Genomic DNA, 22,281 nt, shown 5'->3' on the forward strand with positions numbered 1-22,281 from the left:
CTCACTTGTCCCCTTCGAGCGTGTACACGCTCTGCCCCGGCGGCACCGGGGACGGCGTGCCGCCCGGCAGCAGCGCCAGCCGTACGTGCTCGGCGAACGACTCGGCGTACGCGACGCGTTGGGCGTCCTTCGCGGTGAGCGCGAAGGTGATGGGCACGGCCTGCTCGGGTCCTGTGGCGCGGTTGTCGTCCTTGGGCCGGAGCGCGGTGATGCTGCCGACGTCGATGACGCGGGCGCCGCTGACGATGATGCGGGACTGGTTGGTGTCCGCCTTGCCGTTCTTCCCGTCGCCGGCGAAGGTCGCGAAGATGTTCACACGCGACCCGGGGGTGATCTTGCCCGCGACCCCGGTCTCGGCGTCGATCATGATGGCGATCTCCTCCTCGTCAGGACCGAGGGCGGGCTTCGGCACGATCATGTCGCTCTGCAGGAGCGAGCCCTTCTCCAGACGCGTGACGGCTATCTTCCCGTCCACCTGGGACAGGTCGGTGACGGCAGTCGGGGAGAGCCAACGCTTCGGCATGGTCACCTTGGTGAACTGATCGCGTTTCAGCGGCGTGTAGGGGGCGACGTCCTGCCCCAGCTCGTAGGCGGTCACCTCGGGGCCGACCTTGGAGTCCACGTCGCCTATGACGATCAGCACGCCGGCGAACGCGGCGACGGCGCACAGGACGGAGACGAGCAGCAGCAGGATGCCGCGGCGCTGCCGTGAGTTCATGGGCGTGTTCCTCGGGTTCCTGGCGCCAGGGCGCCCGCGGCGCGCCGGTGGGAGCGCGGGGGCGGCGCGATGGGCGCCGAGCAGAATCCGCAGCGGTCACCGATCAGTTCGATGCCGCACCACGAGCACACCTCCCGCCTGACGGACGAGACGAGCTGGTAGAGGACGGTGATGTCGGGCAGGAAGGCGGCGAACTCGACGGCGCGCGCGGTGCCCCACCAGCCGGCCGACGATTCGGGCAGCGGACACTCCTCCACCGATGCGACCTGCCAGGCGGGGGCGAGGACCCCGGTGGGCCACTCGGTGGCGAGCTGCCCCTTGGCGACGAGGAGCCTGGCCGCGAACTCGGGGGCGGCGAGCCGCCCGGCGTCCTCGGCGCCTTCCTTGGCGTCCTGCTTCCTGGCACCCCCGAGGGTGACGAGCGCGGGCCTCGGATTGGTCAGGACGGCGAACCGGGCGCCGGGGACCCACGACTTGGCGTGTGACTTGAGGGTGACGGGCACCCGGTCGAGCCGGGCGACGGAGCCGAGCACAGCGCCCGCGTAGAGATAGTGGGACAGCAGCCGCGCGGCGGAGGCGACCACGCCCGGGCTGAAGTCGCAGACGGACAGCTGCCGTAACTGGCGTACGAGCACGCCGAGCGCGAGCGGCGGCAGGTCGGAGGCGAGCAGGGCGATGCGGTCGCTCTCCAGCAGCGAGCGCACGGCGTACAGTCGCCGCCGGTGGGCGGGCGGGAGCGTGGACGGGTACAGGACGACCACGTAGCCGTGCTGCTCGACGAGCATCTGCGCGGCGGACAGGGCGTCGCCGAGCGGCTGCCGCTCCGGCGGCAGGAGGACGGCGGCGGTCGGGGTCTGGCGGTCGGTGGGCGGTAGCACCAGATCAGGGCTGGTGACGGCGATTGCGGTCGGCACGCTCGTTCCCCGTTCGGCTCCGGACCGCCGGCGTCCCGGCCGTCGCGGCTCACGTCCTGCTGGGCTCTGTACTCGTTCCTCGTTCGCTCCTGTCCCAGCACTTTATCCACGACCAGGGACATCGTGAACACTTTTCGAAGCCTCATCCGTACCGTCCGTACACGAACTGACGCCCATCCATGGGCATATCGCTCCAAAGGGAAACCGCGACATATCGTTATGATCTTCGATTAACGATATAGACCATTCATGTCGTTTTTCTGTTACAGTTCCTCCTCATGACTGAGGAGAAGCCGACACGAGCAGGTGTCGTGTATGCCCGGATTCGCGAGGAGATCTTTCAGGGGCACCTGGAGCCCGGGCAGCGGCTGCGGCTCGTGGAGCTCTCGCAGCGGTTCTCGGTGAGTCAGTCCGTCGTCCGCGAGGCCCTGACCCGCCTGTCGGAACAGGGGCTGGTCCGCGCAGCACCCCAGCAGGGCTTCAGCGTGGTCACCGTGTCACTCGAAGCCCTCAACGAACTCACCGAGGCGCGCATCGAGATCGAGACGCTCGTGCTGCGCCGCTCCCTGACCCGCGGCGACCTCGCGTGGCAGGCTTCCGTGGTCGCCGCTCATCATCAACTGGCCGGCACCCCTGTTCAGTTGCCGGACGGCACGACGAACAGCGCGTGGTTCGCCATCCACGAGCGCTTCCACCAGTCCTTGCTGGAGGGCTGCGGCAACTCCCACCTTCTCGCCGCCGCGCTCACCCTCCGCGACGCGGCCACGCTCTACCGCCGCTGGTCGCTGCCGGTGGGGCGCGACTTCGACCGCGACGTCGCCGGGGAGCACCGGCAATTGTGCGACGCCGTCGTGCGTCGCGACGCCGACGCCGCGGTCGCGCTGCTGGCCCAGCACATCGACCGCACATCCCAGGCGCTGCGTACCGCGATCGCGGCAACGGGGATCGAGTAGCGCCGCGCTTCTCCCACCGTACGAACTACATGGCGAGGTAATCACCCATGCGTGAAAAAGTGAGATTCAAGAGCGTCGTCGGGCCCGAGCTGGCCGGAACGATCGAACTGCCGGAAGGTGAGATCAGGGGCTGGGGGGTCTTCGTCCATGGATTCACGCTCGGTAAGGATTCGCCCGCCGCCTCCCGTGTCAGCAAGCGACTGGCACGTGAGGGGATCGGAATGCTCCGGTACGACAATCTCGGGATCGGGGAATCCGACGGCGACTGGGGGGACGGCTCCTTCACCGTCAAGGTCCAGGACACCATCCGCGCCGTGAATCTGATGGCAGAGCGAGGAACGCCGGCGGACCTGCTGGTGGGGCACTCCTGGGGAGGTGCGGCCGCCATCGCGGCAGCGGTGAAGGAGACCGGCGTCCGGGCGGTCGCCACGCTGGGGGCACCTGCCGACCCCAGCCACGTGGAGAAGCAGTACGACCAGGTGATGGACCGTGTGCTTGCCGAGGGGGCGCACGAGTGGTTCGTCGGCGGGAGGACCCTGCTGCTCAAGCGCGCCTTCGTCGAAGACGTACACCGTGCCCGCCTGCGGGAGCGTATAGAGCAGTTGGACCTGCCGCTGCTCGTCCTGCATTCCCCCACCGACGCCACCGTGGACATCTCCAACGCGGGGCAGATCTTCCGGGAGGCACGGCACCCGCGGAGCTTCGTCTCACTCGAAGGAGCGGACCACCTTCTGACCGCACCGGGTCAGGCGCGGCGAGCGGCCCACATCATCAGCGCCTGGGTCGACCAGTACATCCACGCCTCGCATTCCGGCGGAGAAGCGGACACGCGAGTTCCCGCGGGCAGCAGCCGGAGTCAGGTGGTCTGACTTCCCGGCGCGGCGACGAGACGCCGGGTCCACCGTACCGGGACGGATCCACGCGCCCGTCCCGGTACGGGACGTCCTCGGCCGAGGACGTCCTCAGTCGAGGTGGGTATCGCCGCTCTGCGTTCGCAGTTGCCGCCGCACGTGAGCCATGAAGCGGCGTGCGGCGGGGTGGCTCGCGTACCCCTCGGGCGCCACCAGGTCGATGCGGTGTTCCACACGCGCGTCGCGCAGCGGGACCAGGCGCAGCGATCGGGCACTGGCGGGCAGCAGGTCGGCGTTGAGTCGCCGCGGGAGGAAGGCGACGCCGACGCCCTGCGCCACCAGGTCGGCCAGCAGCGCCCAGTCGCCCACCTCACACACGATGCTGCGGGCCAGACCGGCTTGCGCGAATACGGCGTCGACCATCGTGCGGGTCCCCCACTCGCTGTGGGTCTCCACGAAGCGTTCGCCGGCCAACTCGCCCAGTGTGACGCTGTCGGCGCCGGCAAGGCGGTGGTCAGGCCCACAGGCCGGGATCAGGACGTCCGAGGCCAGTGTGAGCACGGTGAGGTCGCCGCCGCCGTCCGGCGTGGCGGCCACCATGGCGCAGTCGAGTTCGCCTTCGTGGACCATCGCGAGCATGCGCCGTGCGGGCAGATGACGCACGGTGATGTCCACTCCCGGGTGAAGCCGGGAGAAGCCGGCGAGCCAGCTGCTGAAGGGCAGTACGTGGGCGCTCGTCTGCATGGCACCGATGCGCAGATGCCCGGTGAGTACGGTGCGAACGTCCCGTACGGCCTGGTAGGAGGCGGCAGCCGCGTCCAGCGCACGGCGTGCCGCGCCGACCAGCGCCTGGCCTTCCGCCGTCAACCGTACGGGGCGGGTCCCTCGCACGAACAGCGGGGCGCCGACGTCCTTCTCCAGCGCGCGCACGGAGGACGACAACCCCGACTGAACGATCAGCTCGCGGGCGGCAGCACGAGTGAAGCTGCCCTCCTCGGCGAGGGCGACGAAGTGGCGCAGGTGGCGAAGCTCCATCCTTCGATTATGGAGCATCCATCTCTCCATGAGATGCCATGTATCTGATCCAGCTCTCCCAGAGCTGGTATGGGGTTTCGGACCGCGCCGGTTTTCGCCCATGCCGGGTCACTCCAGCCCGGTTCTGATGGTGAAAGGGCACAAGACATGAGTTCCACCGCAACCCCCGAGGCCCCCGGCTCGCTCCACGGCCGGCACGCCGCCAGTGGCGGCCCACGGTCCTCCCACGCGACCGGGTTCTGGTTCGTGGCCTCCGCGTACACCGTCCTGATGGCGTTCGGCACGGTGCCCACCCCGCTGTGGCCGCTGTACCAGGCCCACGACCACTTCGGGGCGACCACCGTGACCGTCGCCTTCGCCGTGCTGGTCGTGGGTGCCGCGTTCGCCTTCAGCACACTCGGCCACCTCTCCGACAGATTCGGCCGCAGGCGCGTCATCGTGCCCGCCCTGGTGGTCGCCATAGCGGGCTCCGTCCTGATGGCGGCGTGGCCCGCCCTGCCAGGGCTGATCGTCGGACGGCTGCTCACCGGGGTCGCCATCGGCCTGATGGCCTCCACTTCCACGGTCTACCTCAGCGACCTGTACCACCGGGCATGGCCCGGCGACGCGGGCTCGTCCACACCCACGATCGTCGCGACCGCGGCGAACCTCGGGGGACTGGCCCTCGGCCCACTGATCGGGGGCGCACTCGCGCAGTGGGTACCCGCGCCGCTGAACACCTCGTACATCGTGATCGCGGTCATCATGGCCGCGCTCGTGGTCGCGGTGCTGCTGAGTCCGGAAACCGTCGACACCACGGCTGCGGCAGGAGAGAGGCGTTCGGCCCGGTTCGCCCTCCGTGCGGGCCACAGGACCGCCTTCACCGGAGCCGCCGCGGTGGGCTTCTTCGCCTTCGCCGTCATGGGCCTGTTCTCCTCGCTCGGCGCGATCATCGTCCGAGGCCAGTTGCACATCGGCTCGACCTTCATAGCGGGCCTCGTGGTGGCCGTGGCCTTCGCCGCCTCCGCGCTCGCCCAACTCGCCCTGGGCAGGCTCCCCCGTTCCAGCCTCCTCGCCACCGGCACCGTCCTGTTCCCGGTCGGCCTGGCGCTCACCGCGGTCTCCCTCTACCAGCCCTCGCTGTGGCTCGTGCTCGTGGCGGCAGGCCTCGCGGGCGCCGGTTCCGGCCTGCTGATCAAGGCAGCGCTCACGCAGGCGGCGATGGCTGCCGCACCCGCCTCCCGGGCCGGCGTTCTCGCCATGTTCTTCGTCGTCGCCTACCTCGGCATGGGCCTGCCCTCTGTCGCCTTCAGCCTGGTCATCCGGCACGCCTCGCTGCAGCCATCCATGATCGGCTTCGCGTCGGTCCTGTCGGCGGGAGCCGTCGCCGCCGCGGTCGTCGCCGCGCGCTCACGCCGGGAGGTGACCGCGTAGCGCGGCGGGCAGCAGGACGAGCTTGCCGTGCGCGTGCCCGCTCTGGCTGATGTCGAGCGCCGTGCGCCACTCGCCGAGGGGGAAGGTGCGGGCCACGGGGACGGTGAACCGGCCCTCGGCGGCGCGCTGGGCGAACTCGCCGAGCACGTCGTAGTGGAGCGCCCGCGGGGCATCCTTGTCGAACGAGGTGCGGGCACCGGCCGCCGCCGCGCCCTCCGGGTCGCTGACCGTCAGCACCCTGCGGGGATCGCCGTCGGCGACGGCCACGAGGGCGGGCATGGCGCCACCGGCAGGCGCGGTGTCGAGCACCAGGTCCACCGGCCCGCCGGCCGCCTCCTCGACCCGCCCCGCCATGCCGTCGCCGTACGGGGTCACCGCCGCGCCCATCGCACGCAGGTCGCCGGCGTAGGTGGTGCCCGCGGCGGCGATCACGCGCGCGCCCCTGGCCAGGGCGATCTGCACGGCGGCGAAGCCGACCATGGTCCCCGCGCCGTGGACGAGCAGGGTGTGCCCGGCCGCGACGCCGAGGTGGTCGAGGCTGCGGTGGGACGTCTCGACGGCCATCGGCAGCGCGGCGGCCCGCACGGGATCGAGCCCCTCGGGCAGCGGCGCCCAGTGCTTGAGCACCGCGAAGTGCGCCGCACCGGCGCTCCGCTCGACGGCGTAGTCGGTCGCGCCCAGGACGGCGTCCCCGACGGCGACGCCGGTGACGCCCTCACCGACGGCGTCGACGGTCCCCGAGACTTCGAGGCCGATGCCGCGGGGCAGTTCGGCGGCGAACAGCCCGCGGCACAGGGCCCAGTCGGCCGGGTTCAGCCCGCAGGCGCGCACGGCCACGCGTATCCGGCCGGGGCCCGGGCCGGGCACGGGGGCCCGATCGAGACGCAGTACGGCGGCGGGCTCGCCGTACTCGTGGAAGCGGACCGCGTCCATGGTGACGGCGGAGGCGGGGTCGGCGGCGTTGGACGTGCGCTCGTTCATGTTCTTCTCCGGATCGGACCGAGGCGGCCGCAGTGGCCGCTGCGCGACAATGCGTAACGACAGGGACTGTCGCTACGATTGGACCGTAGCACGTAGCGTCAGTCACTGTCGTTACGTCGGGGAGCGCACCCCCGTCCCACCGTCGGCTCAGACGTCCAGAATCCGGCTGTGGCCGCCTCCGAGCAGCTTCTTGGCCTCGGCCGTCGTGTCGATGTGCGACTCCTCGTCACGCATGCGCCGCAGCGTGTCCAGCTCCTGGTCGGTGAAGCCGTCGCGGCTCAGACGCACGGCCTCCTCCACCACCCGCAGCAGCTCGCCGACGCGCACCGCGTCCTTGGCCACACGCAACTGGACGTCCTGGAAGCCGGATCCGGCCGTGGACTGCCAGCCGCCCTCGATCGTCTGGACGAGCGTGGACATGCGTCGCACCTGGTCGCCCAGGTGGTCACGCATCTTGCCGAGGCCGCCCGCCAGGTGGGTGAGGTCGTGGTCCGATACGTCGAGGTCCTTTTCATCGCCCATGGCCCGGACTCTACGGGGCGTGGCAGGAGTTCGGGAGCTTTCCGATCGCGTACGGAGTCTTGACACCGCGCGATGGTCTGGACCAGCTTGGAACCGCTTTCCCCCCACACGCATCACACCTCTCCCCCCACGGAGGCCATGCAGTGCACCAGGCACCACTTCCACGTCAGAGCAGCACACTGCGCACAGCCGTCCTCGCGGCTGTCGGGATGATCGTGGCCGCGGTCGGGTTCGTTCTCCCGGGCAGCGCGCACGCCGCGCCCGCCACGACAGCCGCGCCCGTCACGACCGCCACCGTCCCCGCCCACGCGGTCACCGGGTACTGGCAGGACTTCGACAACGGCGCCACCGTCCAGAAGCTCGCGGACGTGCCCGACCAGTACGACATCATCGCCGTCGCCTTCGCGAACGCGACGGCCACGCCGGGGCAGATCTCCTTCTCCCTCGATCCCGCCGTCGGGTACGCGTCCGACGACCAGTTCAAGGCGGACATCGCGGCCGAGCATGCCAAGGGCAAGTCGGTCGTCCTGTCCGTCGGCGGCCAGAACGGCACCGTCTCCGTCAACGACTCGGCGTCCGCGAGCGCGTTCGCCGACTCCGCCTACGCCCTGATGCAGAAGTACGGCTTCGACGGCATCGACATCGACCTGGAGAACGGGCTCAACTCCACCTACATGGCGCAGGCGCTGCACGCGCTGGCCGCGAAGGCGGGCTCCGGCTTCGTGCTGACGATGGCGCCGCAGACCATCGACATGCAGTCGACGTCCGCCGAGTACTTCAAGACGGCGCTCGCGGTCAAGGACATCCTCACGGTTGTCAACATGCAGTACTACAACAGCGGTTCGATGCTGGGCTGCGACGGCAAGGTCTACTCGCAGGGCACCGTCGACTTCATCACCGCGCTCGCCTGCATCCAGCTGCAGGGCGGCCTCGCCCCGTCGCAGGTCGGCATCGGCGTGCCGGCGTCGCCCAAGGCGGCCGGCAGCGGGTACGTCGATCCCTCGGTCGTCGACAACGCCCTCGACTGCCTGACCAAGGGCACCGGTTGCGGCTCGTTCAAGCCGCCGACGACCTGGCCGGGACTGCGCGGCGCGATGGCCTGGTCGACCAACTGGGACGCGACCGCGGGAAACACGTGGTCGAGCACGGTCGGGGGGCACGTGCACTCGCTCTGAGGGACCGGAGCACACCAAGCGCACGACCTGGACGCCGCCCGCCACGCGGGCGGCGTTCTTGTCCTCGGTATCGGTGTCCGCCTCGGCCTCGGCGCCGGCGGCCGCGTCGGACGGATCGTGCCGGAAGTCTTGACAAGCCCATTGGTCTGGACCATTTTACGGGTCAAGCGGTGGCCACCGTCTCCCCCTTCCGCACCTCCACCCCGACCCCCGACCCGGAGGCAGCAAGTGGAACGCACCAAGCACAGATCCTGGCTCCGCACCGTCACCGGAGGCGCCGTCGCAGCCCTCACCGCGGGAGCGCTGAGCCTCGCGGGGCTCGCGGGCACCGCGCACGCCGCCGACATCAACGTCCTGAAGAACGGCGGCTTCGAGTCCGGGCTCGCCGGCTGGAACTGCGCGGCCGGGACCACCGCCACGGTGTCCTCGCCCGTGCACGGCGGCACCGCCGCGCTGCGCGGCGCGCCCGCCGGGCAGGACTTCGCGCAGTGCGCGCAGACCGTCGCCGTCGCGCCGAACTCCACGTACACGCTCAGCGCGTGGGTGCAGGGCAGCTACGTGTACCTGGGCGCCACCGGCACCGGGACGAGCGACGCGCAGACCTGGACTCCGGGCAGCAGCGGCTGGACGCAGCTCACGACCACGGTCAGGACAGGCCCGTCCACCACGTCCGTCAGCGTCTACACCCACGGCTGGTACGGGCAGGCCGCCTACCTCGCCGACGACGTCACGATGGTCGGCCCCGACGGCGGTGGGGGCGGCGACCCGGGCACGCAGGTGCCCGCCGCGCCGGCCGGGCTGGCGGCGAGCGGCGCCACGGCGTCGTCCGTGCACCTCGGCTGGGGCGCGGTGTCCGGCGCCACCGGCTACAACGTGTACCGCGACGGCACGAAGGTGCAGTCGTCGAGCTCCACGTCCGCGACGGTCTCCGGCCTCGCGGCGTCCACGTCCTACCGGTTCCAGGTCACCGCGACCAACTCGGCGGGCGAGTCGCCCAAGTCGGCGGCCGTGAGCGCCACGACGACGTCGGGTGGCGGCGGCAATCCGCCGGGTGGCGGATCCGTGCCCAAGCACGCCGTCACCGGCTACTGGCAGGACTTCGACAACGGCGCGACCGTGCAGAAGCTGCGTGACGTGCAGTCGAACTACGACATCATCGCGGTGGCGTTCGCCAATGCGACCACCACGCCGGGGCAGCTGTCGTTCACCCTCGACCCGGCCCTCGGCTACGCCTCCACGGCCGACTTCAAGGCGGACATCGCCGCTAAGCAGGCCGCGGGCAAGTCGGTGGTCCTCTCCGTCGGCGGGCAGAACGGCACGGTCTCCGTCAACAGCTCCGCGTCGGCGACGGAGTTCGCGGACTCGGCGTACTCGCTCATGCAGACCTACGGGTTCAACGGGATCGACATCGACCTGGAGAACGGCGTCAACTCGACGTACATGGCGCAGGCGCTGCACCAGCTGGCGGCGAAGGCGGGCTCGGGCTTCGTGCTGACGATGGCCCCGCAGACGCTGGACATGCAGTCGACGGGCACCGAGTACTTCAAGCTGGCGCTCGCGGTGAAGGACATCCTCACGGTGGTCAACACCCAGTACTACAACAGCGGTTCGATGCTGGGATGCGACGGCAAGGTGTACTCGCAGGGGTCCGTGGACTTCATCACCGCGCTCGCCTGCATCCAGCTTCAGGGCGGCCTGGCGCCGTCGCAGGTCGGCATCGGGGTGCCGGCGTCGACGCGGGCCGCGGGCAGCGGCTACGTGTCGCCCGGCGTGGTCGACAACGCCCTGGACTGCCTGACGAAGGGCACGGGTTGCGGCTCGTTCAAGCCGTCGACGACGTGGCCGGGGCTGCGGGGCGCGATGACCTGGTCGACCAACTGGGATGCCACGGCCGGCAACGCCTGGTCGAACACCGTGGGACCGCACGTCCACGCCCTGCCGTAGGGCGTGGATCGCCGAGAACCCCCCACGGGGGCAGGCAGCGCCGCCGTACCCCACCACGGCGGCGCTGCCGCGCGTGCGGCCCCGGGAGCCGGCGCCCCGCGGGCTGTCGACTCAGCGGCTGTCGCCTCAGCCCAGCACGGCCAGCGCGTCGACCTCGATCAGCAGACCGGGCGGCAGCCCCACGTACACGGTCGTGCGGGCGGCGGGCGGGGCCTGGAGGTTCTGCTCGCCGAAGTAGGCGTTGTAGATCTCGTTCATCTCCGCGAAGTGGTCCACGTCCGTCAGGTAGACGCGCATCATCATCACGTCGTCCCAGCTCGCGCCGCCCTCCTCCAGGATGGCCTTGACGTTGGCGAGGGTCTGGAGCGTCTGCTCGCGCAGGGTCGGGCCCGCGGGCGTCGGCGGCTGCCCCGGCACGGCCGGCAGGAAGCCGACCTGGCCCGCGACCTGGAGGATGTTGCCCTTGCGCACGCCGTGCGAGAACTTCGCCGGCGGCTCGGTGTGGGTGGCGGGGGTCAGCGCGGTCTTGTCGCTCATCCTGTGGCTGCTTCCTTGGGTGGTGTGGTGCCTGCGTACTCCCTGCTGATCGCGTCCGCCGTGCGGCGCACGTGGGGCAGCAGGGTCAGGAGTTCCTCCGCGGTCACGACGACGTTCGGTGCGGACACCGACATCGCCGCGACGACGCGCCCGTCGGGGCCCTTGATGGGGGCTCCGACGCAGTTGATGGACTCCTCGTGGCCGCCGAGGTCGGTGGCCCAGCCCTGCTCGCGCACGGTGGCCAGCTCCCTCAGGAACGCGGCGGCGTCCGGCGTCGAACGGGGCGTGTACTGGGGGTAGTCGAGGCGTTCGGCGAGCGCGCGCCGCTCGGCCTCCGGCAGGTCGGCGAGGAGAAGTTTCGCGACGGCGGCGACGGTGATGGGGACCGGCTTCCCGACCCGCGAGTACATGCGGACGGGGTAGCGGCTCTCGACCTTGTCGATGTAGAGCACCTCGCGCTCCTCGTACACCGCCAGGTGCACGGTGTGCCCGCAGCTCTCGTTGAGCGCCATCAGGTGTGCGTGCGCCACCTCGCGCACGTCGAGGTTGGCGACGGCCTCCTGGGCGAGCGTGAACAGCCTGGCCCCGAGGCGGTAGCGCTGGTCGCGCTGGCGGTGCACGAGGCCGTGCTCGTGCAGCGTGCGCAGCAGGCGCAGCGCCGTGGACTTGTGCACGTCCAGTTCGGCGGCGACGGTGCCGAGGTCGGCGGGGCCGCGTGCGAGCAGCGGCAGGATGCTGAGGGCGCGGTCGACGGTCTGGCTCATCCCGCGACCGCCTTCGCGGTGTCCTGCGGGTCCGCCGTGTCCGTCCAGCCGGGGGCGAGCCTGAGCGCCGCCCAGGCCGCCGCGTCGAGCGCCGCCATGCGGTCCGCGGCGGCGCGGCGGGGCGGCGCGCACACGTCCGCCTCGACCGTGAGCACGGCGGCCGCCGCCAGGTGCCCGTGGCGCAGGCGCTCGGCAGGCTCAAGGCCGCGCAGGGTCGCCGACAGGACGCCCGCCGCGAAGGCGTCGCCCGCCCCGACGGGCGCGACCACGTCGACGCGCAGCGCGGGCACGGTCACCGACGTGCCGCCGGTGAACAGCGTCGCGCCGGCCGGGCCGCGCTTGACCACGAGCGTCTCCGGTTCGGGCAGGGCGGCCCTGATCGCGTCCGCGCCGTGCACGTCCCACGCCTCGGCCGCCTCGTCCTCGCCGACGAAGACGAGGTCTGCGCCGCGCGCGAGGTCGAGCAGGGCGCGCGGCCCCGCGGCGTCGCGCCACAGCCGCGGCCGGTGGTTCACGTCGAACGAGACGAGCGGGCGGCCGGGGCGCGGCGCGGTGAGCGTCTCCAGGAGGGCGAGGCAGTCGGGCGAGAGCGCGGCGGTGATGCCGGACAGGTGCAGGACGCGGCAGTCGTCGAGCGTGCCGAGGGGCAGATTCGCGGCCGACATGGCGGAGGCCGCGGAGCCGGCGCGGTAGTAGGCCACCTCGTGGGCGGTGGTCGCGCGGTCGTTCGCGGTGCGGAAGTAGATGCCGGTGGGGCGCGCGGGGTCGCGCCGGACGGCCGACGTGTCGACGCCGTACGCGGCTATCGCCTCGACCAGGTGGTCGCCGAAGCCGTCGGCGCCGACGCGGCTGACCCACTTCACGGCGTGGCCCGCCGCCGCCAGCGCGCAGGCCACGTTGGACTCGGCGCCGCCGATCGTGCGGGCGAAGGACGGCACGTCGGCGAGGCGGCCGGGCCGCGACGGCACGAACGTGACCATGGACTCGCCCAGGCACACAACCTCGGTCACTCGCCGGCTCCTCCCGATCGACCCGGTCCGATTGACCCGGTGTCGGCTCGGATGTTAGACAACGATGAGCGTCATACGCAACGACCGTTGCAGTACATGCAACGTGACTGAACATGCAACGCGACTGACTCAACACGCGGGAGCGCACCCATGGGCCTGTCCACCGAGGAGGCCGTCGCCGGCCTCGCCGGCGTCCGTGTCGACCACCGGTTCAAGGGCCTGCCGCCCGACGCGCAGGGGCTGACCGTCGGCGATCTCGCGGCCCAGCGGCGCTCGCTGTTCACCGGCGGCTTCACCACGCCCGTGCTCGCCCTGTCGGCCGAGCGCCTTGAGCACAACCTCGCGCTCCTGGAGACGTACACCACACGCCACGGCCTCGACTTCGCCCCGCACGGCAAGACGTCGATGGCGCCGCAGCTCTTCGCGCGCCAGCAGGCCCACGGCGCGTGGGGCATCACCGCCGCCGTGCCGCACCAGGTGCGGGTCTACCGGGCCTTCGGCATCCAGCGGATCTTCCTGGCGAACGAGCTCGTCGACGCGTCCGCGCTGCGCTGGCTGGCCGCCGAGCTGGACGCGGACCCCGGCTTCCGCTTCATCTGCTACGTCGACTCGGTGCGCGGCGTCGAGCTGATGGACGAGGCGCTGCGCGCGGCGGGCGCCCGGCGCCGGGTCGACGTCGTCGTGGAGCTCGGCGCGGGCGAGGGCGCGCGCACCGGCGCGCGCACCGAGGCGGACTGCGCGGCGGTCGCGGACGCGGTCGCCGCCGCGGCGACACTGCGGCTCGCCGGGGTCGCCGGGTACGAGGGCGAGGTGCCGGACGCGGACGGCGAGCGGGTGCGCGCCTACCTGCGCCGCCTCGTCGCCCTCGCGGCGGCGTTCGACGCGGACGGCCGGTTCGCGGACGCGGGCGCGAATACGGGCACGGACGCGGACTCCGGCGCGGACTCGGGCGCCGGCGACATCGTGATCAGCGCGGGCGGCAGCGCCTGGTTCGACGCGGTCGCCGACGTGTTCGCGGACATCCCCCAGCTGTCCGCGAAGCCGCTGAAGCTGCTGCGCTCCGGCGCGTACGTGTCGCACGACGACGGCCACTACCGCCACCTCACCCCGTTCAACCGGGTGCCCGAGGAGGGCGCCCTGGAGCCCGCGTTCCGGCTGTGGGCCCAGGTCGTCTCCCGCCCGACCGCGGAGCAGGCGTTCGTCAACGCGGGCAAGCGTGACGCCGCGTACGACCTGGACCTGCCGGAGGCGCAGGTCGTGCGGGACGCGCGGACGGGCGAGGTGCGTGCGGCCGACGGCATCGCGGTCAGCCGCCTGTCCGACCAGCACGGCTGGCTGACGACGGCGCCCGGCGCCGACCTGGAGGTGGGCGACTGGGTCGGCATGGGGCTGTCGCACCCGTGCACGTCGTTCGACAAGTGGCAGCTGATCCCGGTCGTCACGGCGGACGGCACGGTCACGGACCTCGTCCGCACGTTCTTCTGAGGGGTGCGGCGTGGACCTCGTCATCCGTGACGCCCTCGTCGTCGACGGCTCGGGCGGCGCGTCGTACCGCGCCGACGTGGGCATCGACGGCGGCCGGATCGCCGCCATCACCCGCGAGGGCGCCGGGCGCCGGCCGTCCGGCGCCCGCGTCCTCGACGCGGGCGGGCTCGCGCTGTCCCCCGGCTTCATCGACATGCACGCACACAGCGACCTGGCGCTGCTGCGCGACCCCGAGCACACCGCGAAGGCGGCCCAGGGCGTGACGCTCGAAGTCGTCGGCCAGGACGGCATCTCGTACGCGCCGTGCGACGACCGGACGCTCGGCGAGATCCGCCGCACCATCGCGGGATGGAACGGCGGCGGCCCCGGCGACACGTCCGTCGACTTCGACTGGCGGACGGTCGGCGGCTACCTGGACCGCATCGACACCGCGTTCGGCGGGCAGGGCACGGCGGTGAACGCGGCGTACCTGGTGCCGCAGGGCTCGGTGCGGATGCTCGCCGCCGGCTGGGACGACCGCCCCGCGACGGCGGCCGAGCTCGACCACATGCGGCGGCTCGTCGCCGAGGGGCTCGCCCAGGGCGCCGTCGGCATGTCGTCGGGGCTCACCTACACGCCGGGGATGTACGCGGACGACGCGGAACTCACCGCGCTGTGCCGCGTGGTGGCCGAGTACGGCGGCTACTACTGCCCCCACCACCGCAGTTACGGCGCCGGCGCGCTGAACGCGTACGCGGAGATGGTGACACTGTCACGCGACGCGGGCTGCGCCCTGCACCTCGCGCACGCCACCATGAACTTCCCGGAGAACGAGGGCCGAGCGCCCGAACTCCTCGCCCTGCTCGACCGGGCGCTGGCGGACGGCGCCGACATCTCCCTCGACACCTACCCGTACACACCGGGCGCCACGACGCTGGCCGCGATGCTGCCGAGCTGGGCGAACGAGGGCGGCCCCGATGCCACACTCGCCCGCCTGCGGCACCCGGAGGCAGCGGCGCGCATCCGCCACGACCTGGAGGTCACGGGCTCCGACGGCTGCCACGGCGTGCCCATCGACTGGGACTCGATCGAGATCTCCGGGGTGGGCGATCCGGCGCTCGCCGGGTACGTCGGCAGTACGGTGGCGGCGTCGGCGCGCGCGGCGGGCGAGGAGCCGTGGACGACGGCGCTTCGGCTGCTCACCGCCGACCGGCTCGCGCCGTCGATCCTCCAGCACGTGGGCCACGAGGAGAACGTCCGCGCCATCATGCGCCACCGGGTGCACACCGGCGGCAGCGACGGCATCCTGCGCGGCGACAAGCCGCACCCGCGCGCGTACGGCACGTTCCCGCGCTACCTCGGCGAGTACGTGAGGGAGTTGGGCGTCCTGTCGCTGGAGGAGTGCGTGGCACACCTGACGTCGCGCCCTGCCGCCCGCCTGCGCCTGGCGGACCGCGGGCTCGTACGCGAGGGGTACCGCGCCGACCTGGTGCTCTTCGACCCGGCCACGGTCGCCGCGGGCTCCACGTTCGACGCCCCGCGCACGCTGCCCGCGGGCATCCCGTACGTGCTGATCGACGGGCGGTTCACCATCTCGGACGGCCACCGCACGGACGTGCTCGCGGGGCGCTCGGTACGCCGCGCGGCGGTGTGAGGGCGAGCGAGCGACTCGGCGCCGCCTTGCCGGGCGCGGATCGCCCCGGTGCGCTCTCCCGGTGCACGCCCCCTTGACCATCGGTCAACGAGACCCTAGCGTCCATCTGTTACTGACAACGTTGTCACATCAGGCGTCAGGAGCAACGTGACCCAGTTGAATCGCAGGCTCTTCCTGTCCAGCGGGATCGCCATCGCCGGCGGCGGCCTTCTCGGCACGCTCGGGGAGTCCGGCATCGCCGAAGCCTCTCCCGGCGGCGCCGCGAGCACCCGCCGGCTTCCCCTCCACATCGACGGCCACGGCATAAACAGCGGCTGGACCTTCACCGCGGCCGACGGTACGACCGTGCCCGGCGCCCGGCTGGCAAGCTCGCGGCCCGTCGCCGGCATGAAGCCGGCCGTCGTGCCGGGGACGCCGCTCACGAGCATGATCGCCAATGGCGAGTACCCCGATCCGCTGTACGGCCACATCGTGACCGACACCGTCCCCGACACCCTCAAGGACACCGATTACTGGTACCGGGTCGCCTTCCCCGTTCCGAGGCTGATTCCGGGCCAGCGGTTCTGGCTGCACTTCGAGGGCATCAACTACCTCGGGACCATCTGGCTCGACGGCACCCGGGTGGGCACCGTCGAGGGTGCCTTCAAGCGCGGCGACTTCGACGTCACGGACATCGTCGCGAAGGCGGACGGCACCGCGCACCTCGCGGTGCTGGTGGGCAAGCTGGACTACACCGATCCCCCGTCACTGCCGAGCTACGCCAGCGGTGTGACCCGCGGCGGGCGCAACGGCGGCAAGACCGGGATCACGCTGAAGAACGGCCCGACCTTCTTCTGCACGGCCGGCTGGGACTGGCTGCCCACCATCCCCGACCGCGACCTGGGCATCTGGCAGCCGGTCACCTGGTCGACGACGGGCCCGATCAGGCTGACCGACGTGCGTGTCGACCCCACGCTCTCCGACGATCTGAGCACGGCCGACATCACCATCGACCTCGCTCTCGACAGCGCGCTCGGCGAGTCGAGATCCGTGGTGCTCAGGGGCTCCCTCGACGGCCACGAGTTCGAGCACACCGTGACCGTGCCCGCGGGCGCCGGCTCGATCACGGTGACGCCGAAGGACATCGCCTGCCTGAGGCTGCACCGCCCGAAGCTGTGGTGGCCCAACGGCTACGGCGACCCGCACCGCTACCGGCTCACGATAGGCGTCGAGTCCTCAGGCCGGGTCCACGACGAGCGCACGCTCGACTTCGGCGTCCGGCGGATCGAATACACCAAGCCGATCCAGTCACAGGACGGCACGCCGGTCGACTGCCTGGCGATCACCGTCAACAACCTGCCGATCCTGGTGATGGGCGGCAACTGGGGCCTGGACGAGGCGCTCAAGCGCATCCCGAAGCAGCGGCTGCGTGCACAGGTGCGGCTGCACCGCGACGCGAACCTCAACCTGATCCGCAACTGGAACGGCCAGAGCAGCACCGAGGACTTCTACGAGGCGTGCGACGAGTTCGGCATCCTCGTCTGGCAGGACTTCTTCTGCTCGACCGAGGGTCCTCCGCCGGGGAACACCGCCCGCGACCTGGACAACATCCGCGACTGCATCGTGCGGTTCCGCAACCACCCCTCGATCCTGCTGTGGTGCGGCGGCAACGAGGGCCCGCCGCCGCAGCCGCTCGTCGACGGCCTCGACGCGCTGGTCGCCGAGCTCGACCCCAAGCGCGCCTCGCTGACCAGCTCGGCCGGCGACACCGGCAAGAACGCCATCGGCGGCTACAGCTCCGGAGGGCCGTACCACTGGGTCACCCCCAGCACCCACTTCGGCCTCGCGGACGGCACGCACTGGCCGCCGTTCCACAACGAGATCGGCTCGTACTCGATACCGACGCTGGAATTCATCCGGAAGATGATCCCCGAGGCGTCGTGGGAACACCCGGACGACTCCTGGGCCGACCGGGACGTCAACGGCAACGGCGGCAACGGCGGCGGCGCGGGGTATCTCCGGCTCACCGCCCAGCGCTACGGCGAGCTGCAGAACCTCCCGGACTTCGCCCGCAAGTCCCAGCTGATGAACTACGAGTGCATCAAGGCGATCTACGAGGCGTCCGCCGCGAACATGGAGAGCGCCGCACCGGGCAAGCCGTACCCGCGCACCGGCGTCATCATGTGGATGACCAACCCCGCACAGCCGAGCTTCGTGTGGCAGATGTACACCCACGACCTGGAGGCGCACTCGTCGTTCTACGCGGTGCAGCACGCGTGCCGGCGGGTCAACGTGATCCTCGACAGCCAGACGTACGACGTGGTGGTGGCCAACCACACGGGAGCCGCCGTGCGGGGAACCGTCGACGTCACGCTCCACGACCTGGACGGGAAGGCGTTCGGCCGTACGTCCTTGCGCGTCGGCGGGGCGGCGCCGTCCGACCACACCGTGATCGGCAACCTCGCCACGCGGCTGAAGAGCGCGCCGTCCGACGTCGCCTTCGTCCGGCTCTCGTTCAGGCAGGCGCACGGCGCCGAACGGGTCCGCAATTTTTACTGGGTCGAGAATCCCGCCCGGGCCGCGGGGTTCCTGAGCCTGAACGAGATGGCCCCGGCAGCGCTTTCGGTCGTGGCCGACGCGAAGCACGGGCGGGACGGCCTGGAGCTGGCGGTGGAGGTCGAGAACATCGGCAGGGCCGTGGCGCTGATGGTGCACCTCCAGGTGTACGACACGCGCACGGGCGAGCGCATCCTGCCGGCGACGTTCGACGACAACTACCTGAACCTGGTCGACGGCGAGTCGAGCACGGTCCGGGTCCGGCTGGACGCCGACCAGGCACGCAAGCGCAAGGACATCGGGGTGCGCGTCGACAGCTGGGGCATCGACCAGCGCGCCTCGCGTCTGCGGGGCCACGGCGTGGCCGTCACCTTCAACCAGGAGGCGCTGTCGGTCCATCCGCCGACGAAGACGTTCGGAGGGTAGCCGCGGGTCGACCGTGGGTCGACCGGAACGCAGCGACCGGAACCGGGATGCGATCAGCGCTGCTTCGTCAGGGCGTAGATCGCCCCGGTGTCCGGGTCGTCGACGTGGATGTAGAGCTGGGGAACGCGGGCGGCGCCGTGGGCGTACCACTGGTTCGAGCGTCACGAGGCGGCGCGGTGCGGCCCGGCCCAGGTCGAGCCCGTCGGCGTCATCCTCCGCGCCATGGTGCAGGCCGACCGCCGTGACCGTCCGTCCAGGTGTAGGCGACCTGGGACCGGGCGGTCAGCACCGGTGGCCGTCAGACGTCGAACGGGCCGACGGTGGACAGCAGTACGCCGACCCCGATCACGGCTACGAAACCCAGACCGCCGGAGAGCCACAACCGCTCCCTGGCGTCACGCACAGGCACAGGGTCTTCGTCCCGGCAGGTCCACCACACCGGCACACCCGTGCCCGTGAGCGCCCCCGCGACGGCGAGGGCCGTCCAACCGGCCGTCGCGGGCCCGGCCCCTGACAGCACGCAACCGACCCCCGTCGCACAGCCCGTCGCCACGGCGAACCCGGGAACCCACCAGCCACCGAACCGGCCGGTCCTGCGCCGCGCGAGCTGCCCCACCAGACCGACGAGCGGCACCACGATGCACCACGCGACGAGGCACAGCCCGACGAACGTGAAGGGGAACAACACCACAGCGAGGACAATGAGCGAGGCGTAGGCGCCCGAGTCCACATTCACCTCGGCCACCCGGACGAACGTGCCCACCGCCCCCGCGATCAACGCCTCCAAAGCGAGCGCCAGCACCGCCGTCAGAGCCTGGTCCCTGCGAGTCACCGCGCCACTGTCGTCCTCCGACGTCCGCAGCGGTGCGGCCCGCCCGATGCCGATCATCGCGCCCCCATCCCCCGTCCCCGTCCCCACCGCCATCCTGCCCGAGCCGCGCCGTCATGGTGACAGCGAGTGTGTCCCTGGGCGCCACCGCCGTCCCGTAATCGCCCGTATGCCAGATTCGCGTCGCATATCGTCGCACATCCTTGTGGGATTCCTGTGCGCGACGGATCCCCAGCGGCCGTTCGCTCGTCTCCCTCCTTGACACGTTGACGGGGCGGGACCGGGTGGGGAGCTGGGACAGGATGAGGCAGCGGGGCGCGTGGGGGCAGTGGGCCGCGAGGGGCCGGCGGGGTATGGGGGCGGCGCGCGGGCGAATACCGCGGCGGGGCGCCGCGGGCCCGGCGGCGGCCGTCGCGGCGTTCGCCGTGCTGCTCGCCGGGTGCGGGGCCGACCACGTGCGGGCGGGCGCGGGCGCCGACGGCAAGGATCCCGGCGGGCACCACAGGCCGTCCGCGCCGGCGCACCACCCGTCCCCCTCGCACACCCCGCTGCCGCAGGAGACGTCCACGCCGGACCCCGCGCTGCCGCCGCCCGTCGTGTCGATGGACATCGCGCACGCGGCGCTGAACGGCGGCAAGGCCGTCAACATCACCATCGACGACGGCCCCGACCCGACCTGGACGCCGAAGGTGCTCGAAGCGCTGGCGGACAACCACGTCAAGGCGACGTTCTGCATGATCGGGCCACAGGCCGCCGCCCACCCCGACCTGGTGAAGGCCGTCGTCGCGGCCGGGCACCGGCTGTGCGACCACACCGTGCACCACGACGAGACCATGGACCACAAGAGCCGCGCCTACCAGAAGCACGAGATACTCGCGGCCGCCGACCAGATAACGCGCGCGTCCGGCGGCGTACGTCCGCTCTACTACCGCGCGCCGGGCGGCGCCTTCACCCCGTACAGCAGGCAGATCGCCGCCGCGGCCGGGCTGCGGCCGCTGGGCTGGAACGTCGACGCGAAGGACTGGGAGCGGCCCGGCGTCCCGGCCATCGAGGCGACGGTCAAGGACGAGCTGCCCAACGGACCGACGATCCTCTTCCACGACGGTGGCGGCGACCGGCACCAGACTGTTGAGGCGTTGGAGGCCCTGCTGCCGTGGCTGCGCGCGCACGGCCACAGCTTCAGCTTCCCGGTGCGCTGACGGAAGGGGGACGGCGGCCGGCGCCGTCCCACCGACCGCCGTCCCACCGACCGCCGTCCCACGACCGGCCGAACGTGGGGAAAACCACGGCGCGGCATCCGGCAGTCGCCCGTAAAGTTGCCGGCATGCAGGTGATCCAGTCGACCAAGCTCGCCAACGTCTGTTACGAGATCCGTGGCCCGGTTCTCGACGAGGCGATGCGCCTGGAGGCGGCGGGCCACCGCATCCTCAAGCTCAACACGGGCAACCCGGCGGCATTCGGTTTCGAGTGCCCCCCGGAGATCCTCGAGGACATGCTCCGCAACCTCGCCACGGCCCACGGGTACGGCGACGCGAAGGGGCTGCTGTCGGCGCGCCGCGCCGTGATGCAGCACTACCAGACCAAGGGCGTCCACGTCGGCGTGGAGGACATCTACCTCGGCAACGGCGTGTCCGAGCTGATCCAGATGTCCATGCAGGCGCTGCTCGACGACGGCGACGAGGTGCTCGTGCCCGCGCCCGACTACCCGCTGTGGACTGCGTCCGTGTCCCTCGCGGGCGGCACGGCGGTGCACTACCGGTGCGACGAGCAGGCCGACTGGCAGCCCGACCTCGCGGACATCGAGCGGAAGATCACCGACCGCACCAAGGCGATCGTGATCATCAACCCGAACAACCCCACCGGCGCGGTCTACGGCACCGAGATGCTGACCGCCCTGACCGACATCGCCCGCCGCCACCGCCTGGTCGTCTGCTCGGACGAGATCTACGACCGGATCCTCTACGACGGCGCCACCCACACCGCGACCGCCGCCGTGGCGCCGGACCTGCTGACGCTGACGTTCAACGGCCTGTCCAAGAACTACCGGGTGGCGGGTTTCCGCTCGGGCTGGCTGGCCGTCTGCGGCCCCAAGGGCCACGCCACCTCCTACATCGAGGGACTGACGATCCTCGCGAACATGCGGCTGTGCGCGAACATGCCGTCGCAGTACGCGGTGGCCGCGGCGCTCGGCGGCCGGCAGACGATCGACGACCTGGTGCTGCCGGGCGGCCGGATCAGGGAGCAGCGGGACACGGCGTACGAGCTGCTGACGCAGATCCCGGGGGTGACGTGCGTCAAGCCGAAGGGGGCGCTCTACCTGTTCCCGCGGCTCGACCCGGCGGTCTACAAGATCAAGGACGACCGGGAGATGGTGCTCGACCTGCTGCGGGCCGAGAAGATCATGGTGGTGCACGGCACGGGCTTCAACTGGCCGGAGCCGGATCACTTCCGCATCGTGACACTGCCGCCCGCGTCGGACCTCGCGGAGGCCGTGACACGCATCGGGACGTTCCTGGACGGCTACTCACAGCACTGAGGCCGACGCCGAGGGCGCTG

19 protein-coding genes are annotated in these 22,281 nt (G+C 71.5%); 10 read left to right on the forward strand and 9 right to left on the reverse strand.

Features of this window, described 5'->3' with window-relative positions:
• Position 1 precedes the first annotated feature (1 nt).
• Together cpaB and IH48_RS0113525 are read right to left on the reverse strand one after the other, a co-directional pair.
• The gene (cpaB, locus tag IH48_RS0113520) at positions 2-718 is read right to left on the reverse strand and encodes a Flp pilus assembly protein CpaB (RefSeq protein ID WP_030903347.1); all 717 of its coding nucleotides are present in this window, start codon (positions 716-718) and stop codon (positions 2-4) included.
• Positions 715-1,632 carry a hypothetical protein gene (locus IH48_RS0113525; RefSeq protein WP_030903348.1) on the reverse strand — a complete coding sequence of 306 codons (918 nt, stop codon included), beginning with the start codon at positions 1,630-1,632 and terminating at the stop codon, positions 715-717. The genes cpaB and IH48_RS0113525 overlap by 4 nt, the downstream gene beginning before the upstream one ends.
• A gap of 278 nt (positions 1,633-1,910) precedes the next feature.
• On the opposite strand from IH48_RS0113525, the gene IH48_RS0113530 reads away from it, so the two are divergent.
• Both IH48_RS0113530 and IH48_RS0113535 read left to right on the forward strand, forming a co-directional pair.
• A complete protein-coding gene (locus tag IH48_RS0113530) occupies positions 1,911-2,585 on the forward strand; it encodes a GntR family transcriptional regulator (RefSeq protein ID WP_030903349.1) in 675 nt (224 codons plus the stop codon).
• Between the two features lie 47 nt (positions 2,586-2,632).
• Positions 2,633-3,454: an alpha/beta hydrolase family protein gene (locus tag IH48_RS0113535; protein WP_030903350.1), complete on the forward strand. Its 822-nt coding sequence runs from the start codon at positions 2,633-2,635 to the stop codon at positions 3,452-3,454.
• Between the two features lie 93 nt (positions 3,455-3,547).
• Here IH48_RS0113535 and IH48_RS0113540 read toward each other — a convergent pair whose 3' ends face one another.
• Complete coding sequence (locus IH48_RS0113540) at positions 3,548-4,471, reverse strand: LysR family transcriptional regulator (RefSeq protein WP_051839731.1); 924 nt, start codon at positions 4,469-4,471, stop codon at positions 3,548-3,550.
• A 147-nt stretch (positions 4,472-4,618) separates the two neighbouring features.
• Here IH48_RS0113540 and IH48_RS0113545 point away from each other — a divergent pair, with 147 nt between their 5' ends.
• Entirely contained in the window at positions 4,619-5,884 is a 1,266-nt protein-coding gene (locus tag IH48_RS0113545) for an MFS transporter (protein ID WP_030903352.1), read from the forward strand.
• Here IH48_RS0113545 and IH48_RS0113550 read toward each other — a convergent pair.
• On the reverse strand, positions 5,861-6,817 hold the full coding sequence (locus IH48_RS0113550) for an NADP-dependent oxidoreductase (protein WP_030903353.1): 957 nt from the start codon (positions 6,815-6,817) through the stop codon (positions 5,861-5,863). The genes IH48_RS0113545 and IH48_RS0113550 overlap by 24 nt on opposite strands.
• A gap of 195 nt (positions 6,818-7,012) precedes the next feature.
• Complete coding sequence (locus IH48_RS0113555; RefSeq protein WP_030903354.1) at positions 7,013-7,387, reverse strand: WXG100 family type VII secretion target; 375 nt, start codon at positions 7,385-7,387, stop codon at positions 7,013-7,015.
• 209 nt (positions 7,388-7,596) lie between these two features.
• Between IH48_RS0113555 and IH48_RS0113560 the strand changes: the two genes are divergently transcribed.
• The gene (locus IH48_RS0113560; RefSeq protein WP_078849764.1) at positions 7,597-8,562 is read left to right on the forward strand and encodes a chitinase; all 966 of its coding nucleotides are present in this window, start codon (positions 7,597-7,599) and stop codon (positions 8,560-8,562) included.
• Positions 8,563-8,790: 228 nt separating this feature from the next.
• A complete protein-coding gene (locus tag IH48_RS0113565) occupies positions 8,791-10,506 on the forward strand; it encodes a chitinase (protein ID WP_030903356.1) in 1,716 nt (571 codons plus the stop codon).
• Between the two features lie 126 nt (positions 10,507-10,632).
• On the opposite strand, the gene IH48_RS0113570 is transcribed toward IH48_RS0113565, so the two are convergent.
• Genes IH48_RS0113570 through IH48_RS0113580 form a run of 3 tightly spaced genes read right to left on the reverse strand, consistent with a single transcriptional unit; the run spans position 10,633 to position 12,817 of the window.
• On the reverse strand, positions 10,633-11,043 hold the full coding sequence (locus tag IH48_RS0113570) for a RidA family protein (protein WP_030903357.1): 411 nt from the start codon (positions 11,041-11,043) through the stop codon (positions 10,633-10,635).
• Positions 11,040-11,807: an IclR family transcriptional regulator gene (locus IH48_RS0113575; protein WP_030903358.1), complete on the reverse strand. Its 768-nt coding sequence runs from the start codon at positions 11,805-11,807 to the stop codon at positions 11,040-11,042. Before IH48_RS0113575 ends, IH48_RS0113570 begins: the two co-directional genes overlap by 4 nt.
• Positions 11,804-12,817: a sugar kinase gene (locus IH48_RS0113580; protein ID WP_267885311.1), complete on the reverse strand. Its 1,014-nt coding sequence runs from the start codon at positions 12,815-12,817 to the stop codon at positions 11,804-11,806. Before IH48_RS0113580 ends, IH48_RS0113575 begins: the two co-directional genes overlap by 4 nt.
• Positions 12,818-12,967: 150 nt before the next feature.
• Here IH48_RS0113580 and IH48_RS0113585 point away from each other — a divergent pair, with 150 nt between their 5' ends.
• From IH48_RS0113585 to IH48_RS0113595, 3 genes are all read left to right on the forward strand, one after another.
• Positions 12,968-14,302: an alanine racemase gene (locus tag IH48_RS0113585; RefSeq protein ID WP_030903360.1), complete on the forward strand. Its 1,335-nt coding sequence runs from the start codon at positions 12,968-12,970 to the stop codon at positions 14,300-14,302.
• A 10-nt stretch (positions 14,303-14,312) separates the two neighbouring features.
• On the forward strand, positions 14,313-15,935 hold the full coding sequence (locus tag IH48_RS0113590) for an N-acyl-D-amino-acid deacylase family protein (RefSeq protein WP_030903361.1): 1,623 nt from the start codon (positions 14,313-14,315) through the stop codon (positions 15,933-15,935).
• A gap of 147 nt (positions 15,936-16,082) precedes the next feature.
• The gene (locus IH48_RS0113595; protein WP_030903362.1) at positions 16,083-18,896 is read left to right on the forward strand and encodes a glycoside hydrolase family 2 protein; all 2,814 of its coding nucleotides are present in this window, start codon (positions 16,083-16,085) and stop codon (positions 18,894-18,896) included.
• Positions 18,897-19,194: 298 nt separating this feature from the next.
• On the opposite strand, the gene IH48_RS0113600 is transcribed toward IH48_RS0113595, so the two are convergent.
• The gene (locus IH48_RS0113600) at positions 19,195-19,785 is read right to left on the reverse strand and encodes a hypothetical protein (protein ID WP_158710292.1); all 591 of its coding nucleotides are present in this window, start codon (positions 19,783-19,785) and stop codon (positions 19,195-19,197) included.
• A 293-nt stretch (positions 19,786-20,078) separates the two neighbouring features.
• Here IH48_RS0113600 and IH48_RS0113605 point away from each other — a divergent pair, with 293 nt between their 5' ends.
• Positions 20,079-20,924 (forward strand): polysaccharide deacetylase family protein, encoded by an 846-nt coding sequence (locus IH48_RS0113605; RefSeq protein WP_078849700.1) that lies wholly within the window; start codon positions 20,079-20,081, stop codon positions 20,922-20,924.
• Between the two features lie 125 nt (positions 20,925-21,049).
• Complete coding sequence (locus IH48_RS0113610) at positions 21,050-22,261, forward strand: pyridoxal phosphate-dependent aminotransferase (protein ID WP_030903365.1); 1,212 nt, start codon at positions 21,050-21,052, stop codon at positions 22,259-22,261.
• Positions 22,262-22,281: the final 20 nt, after the last annotated feature.

The organism is Streptomyces sp. NRRL F-5126, from assembly GCF_000721265.1.
Lineage (GTDB): Bacteria > Actinomycetota > Actinomycetes > Streptomycetales > Streptomycetaceae > Streptomyces.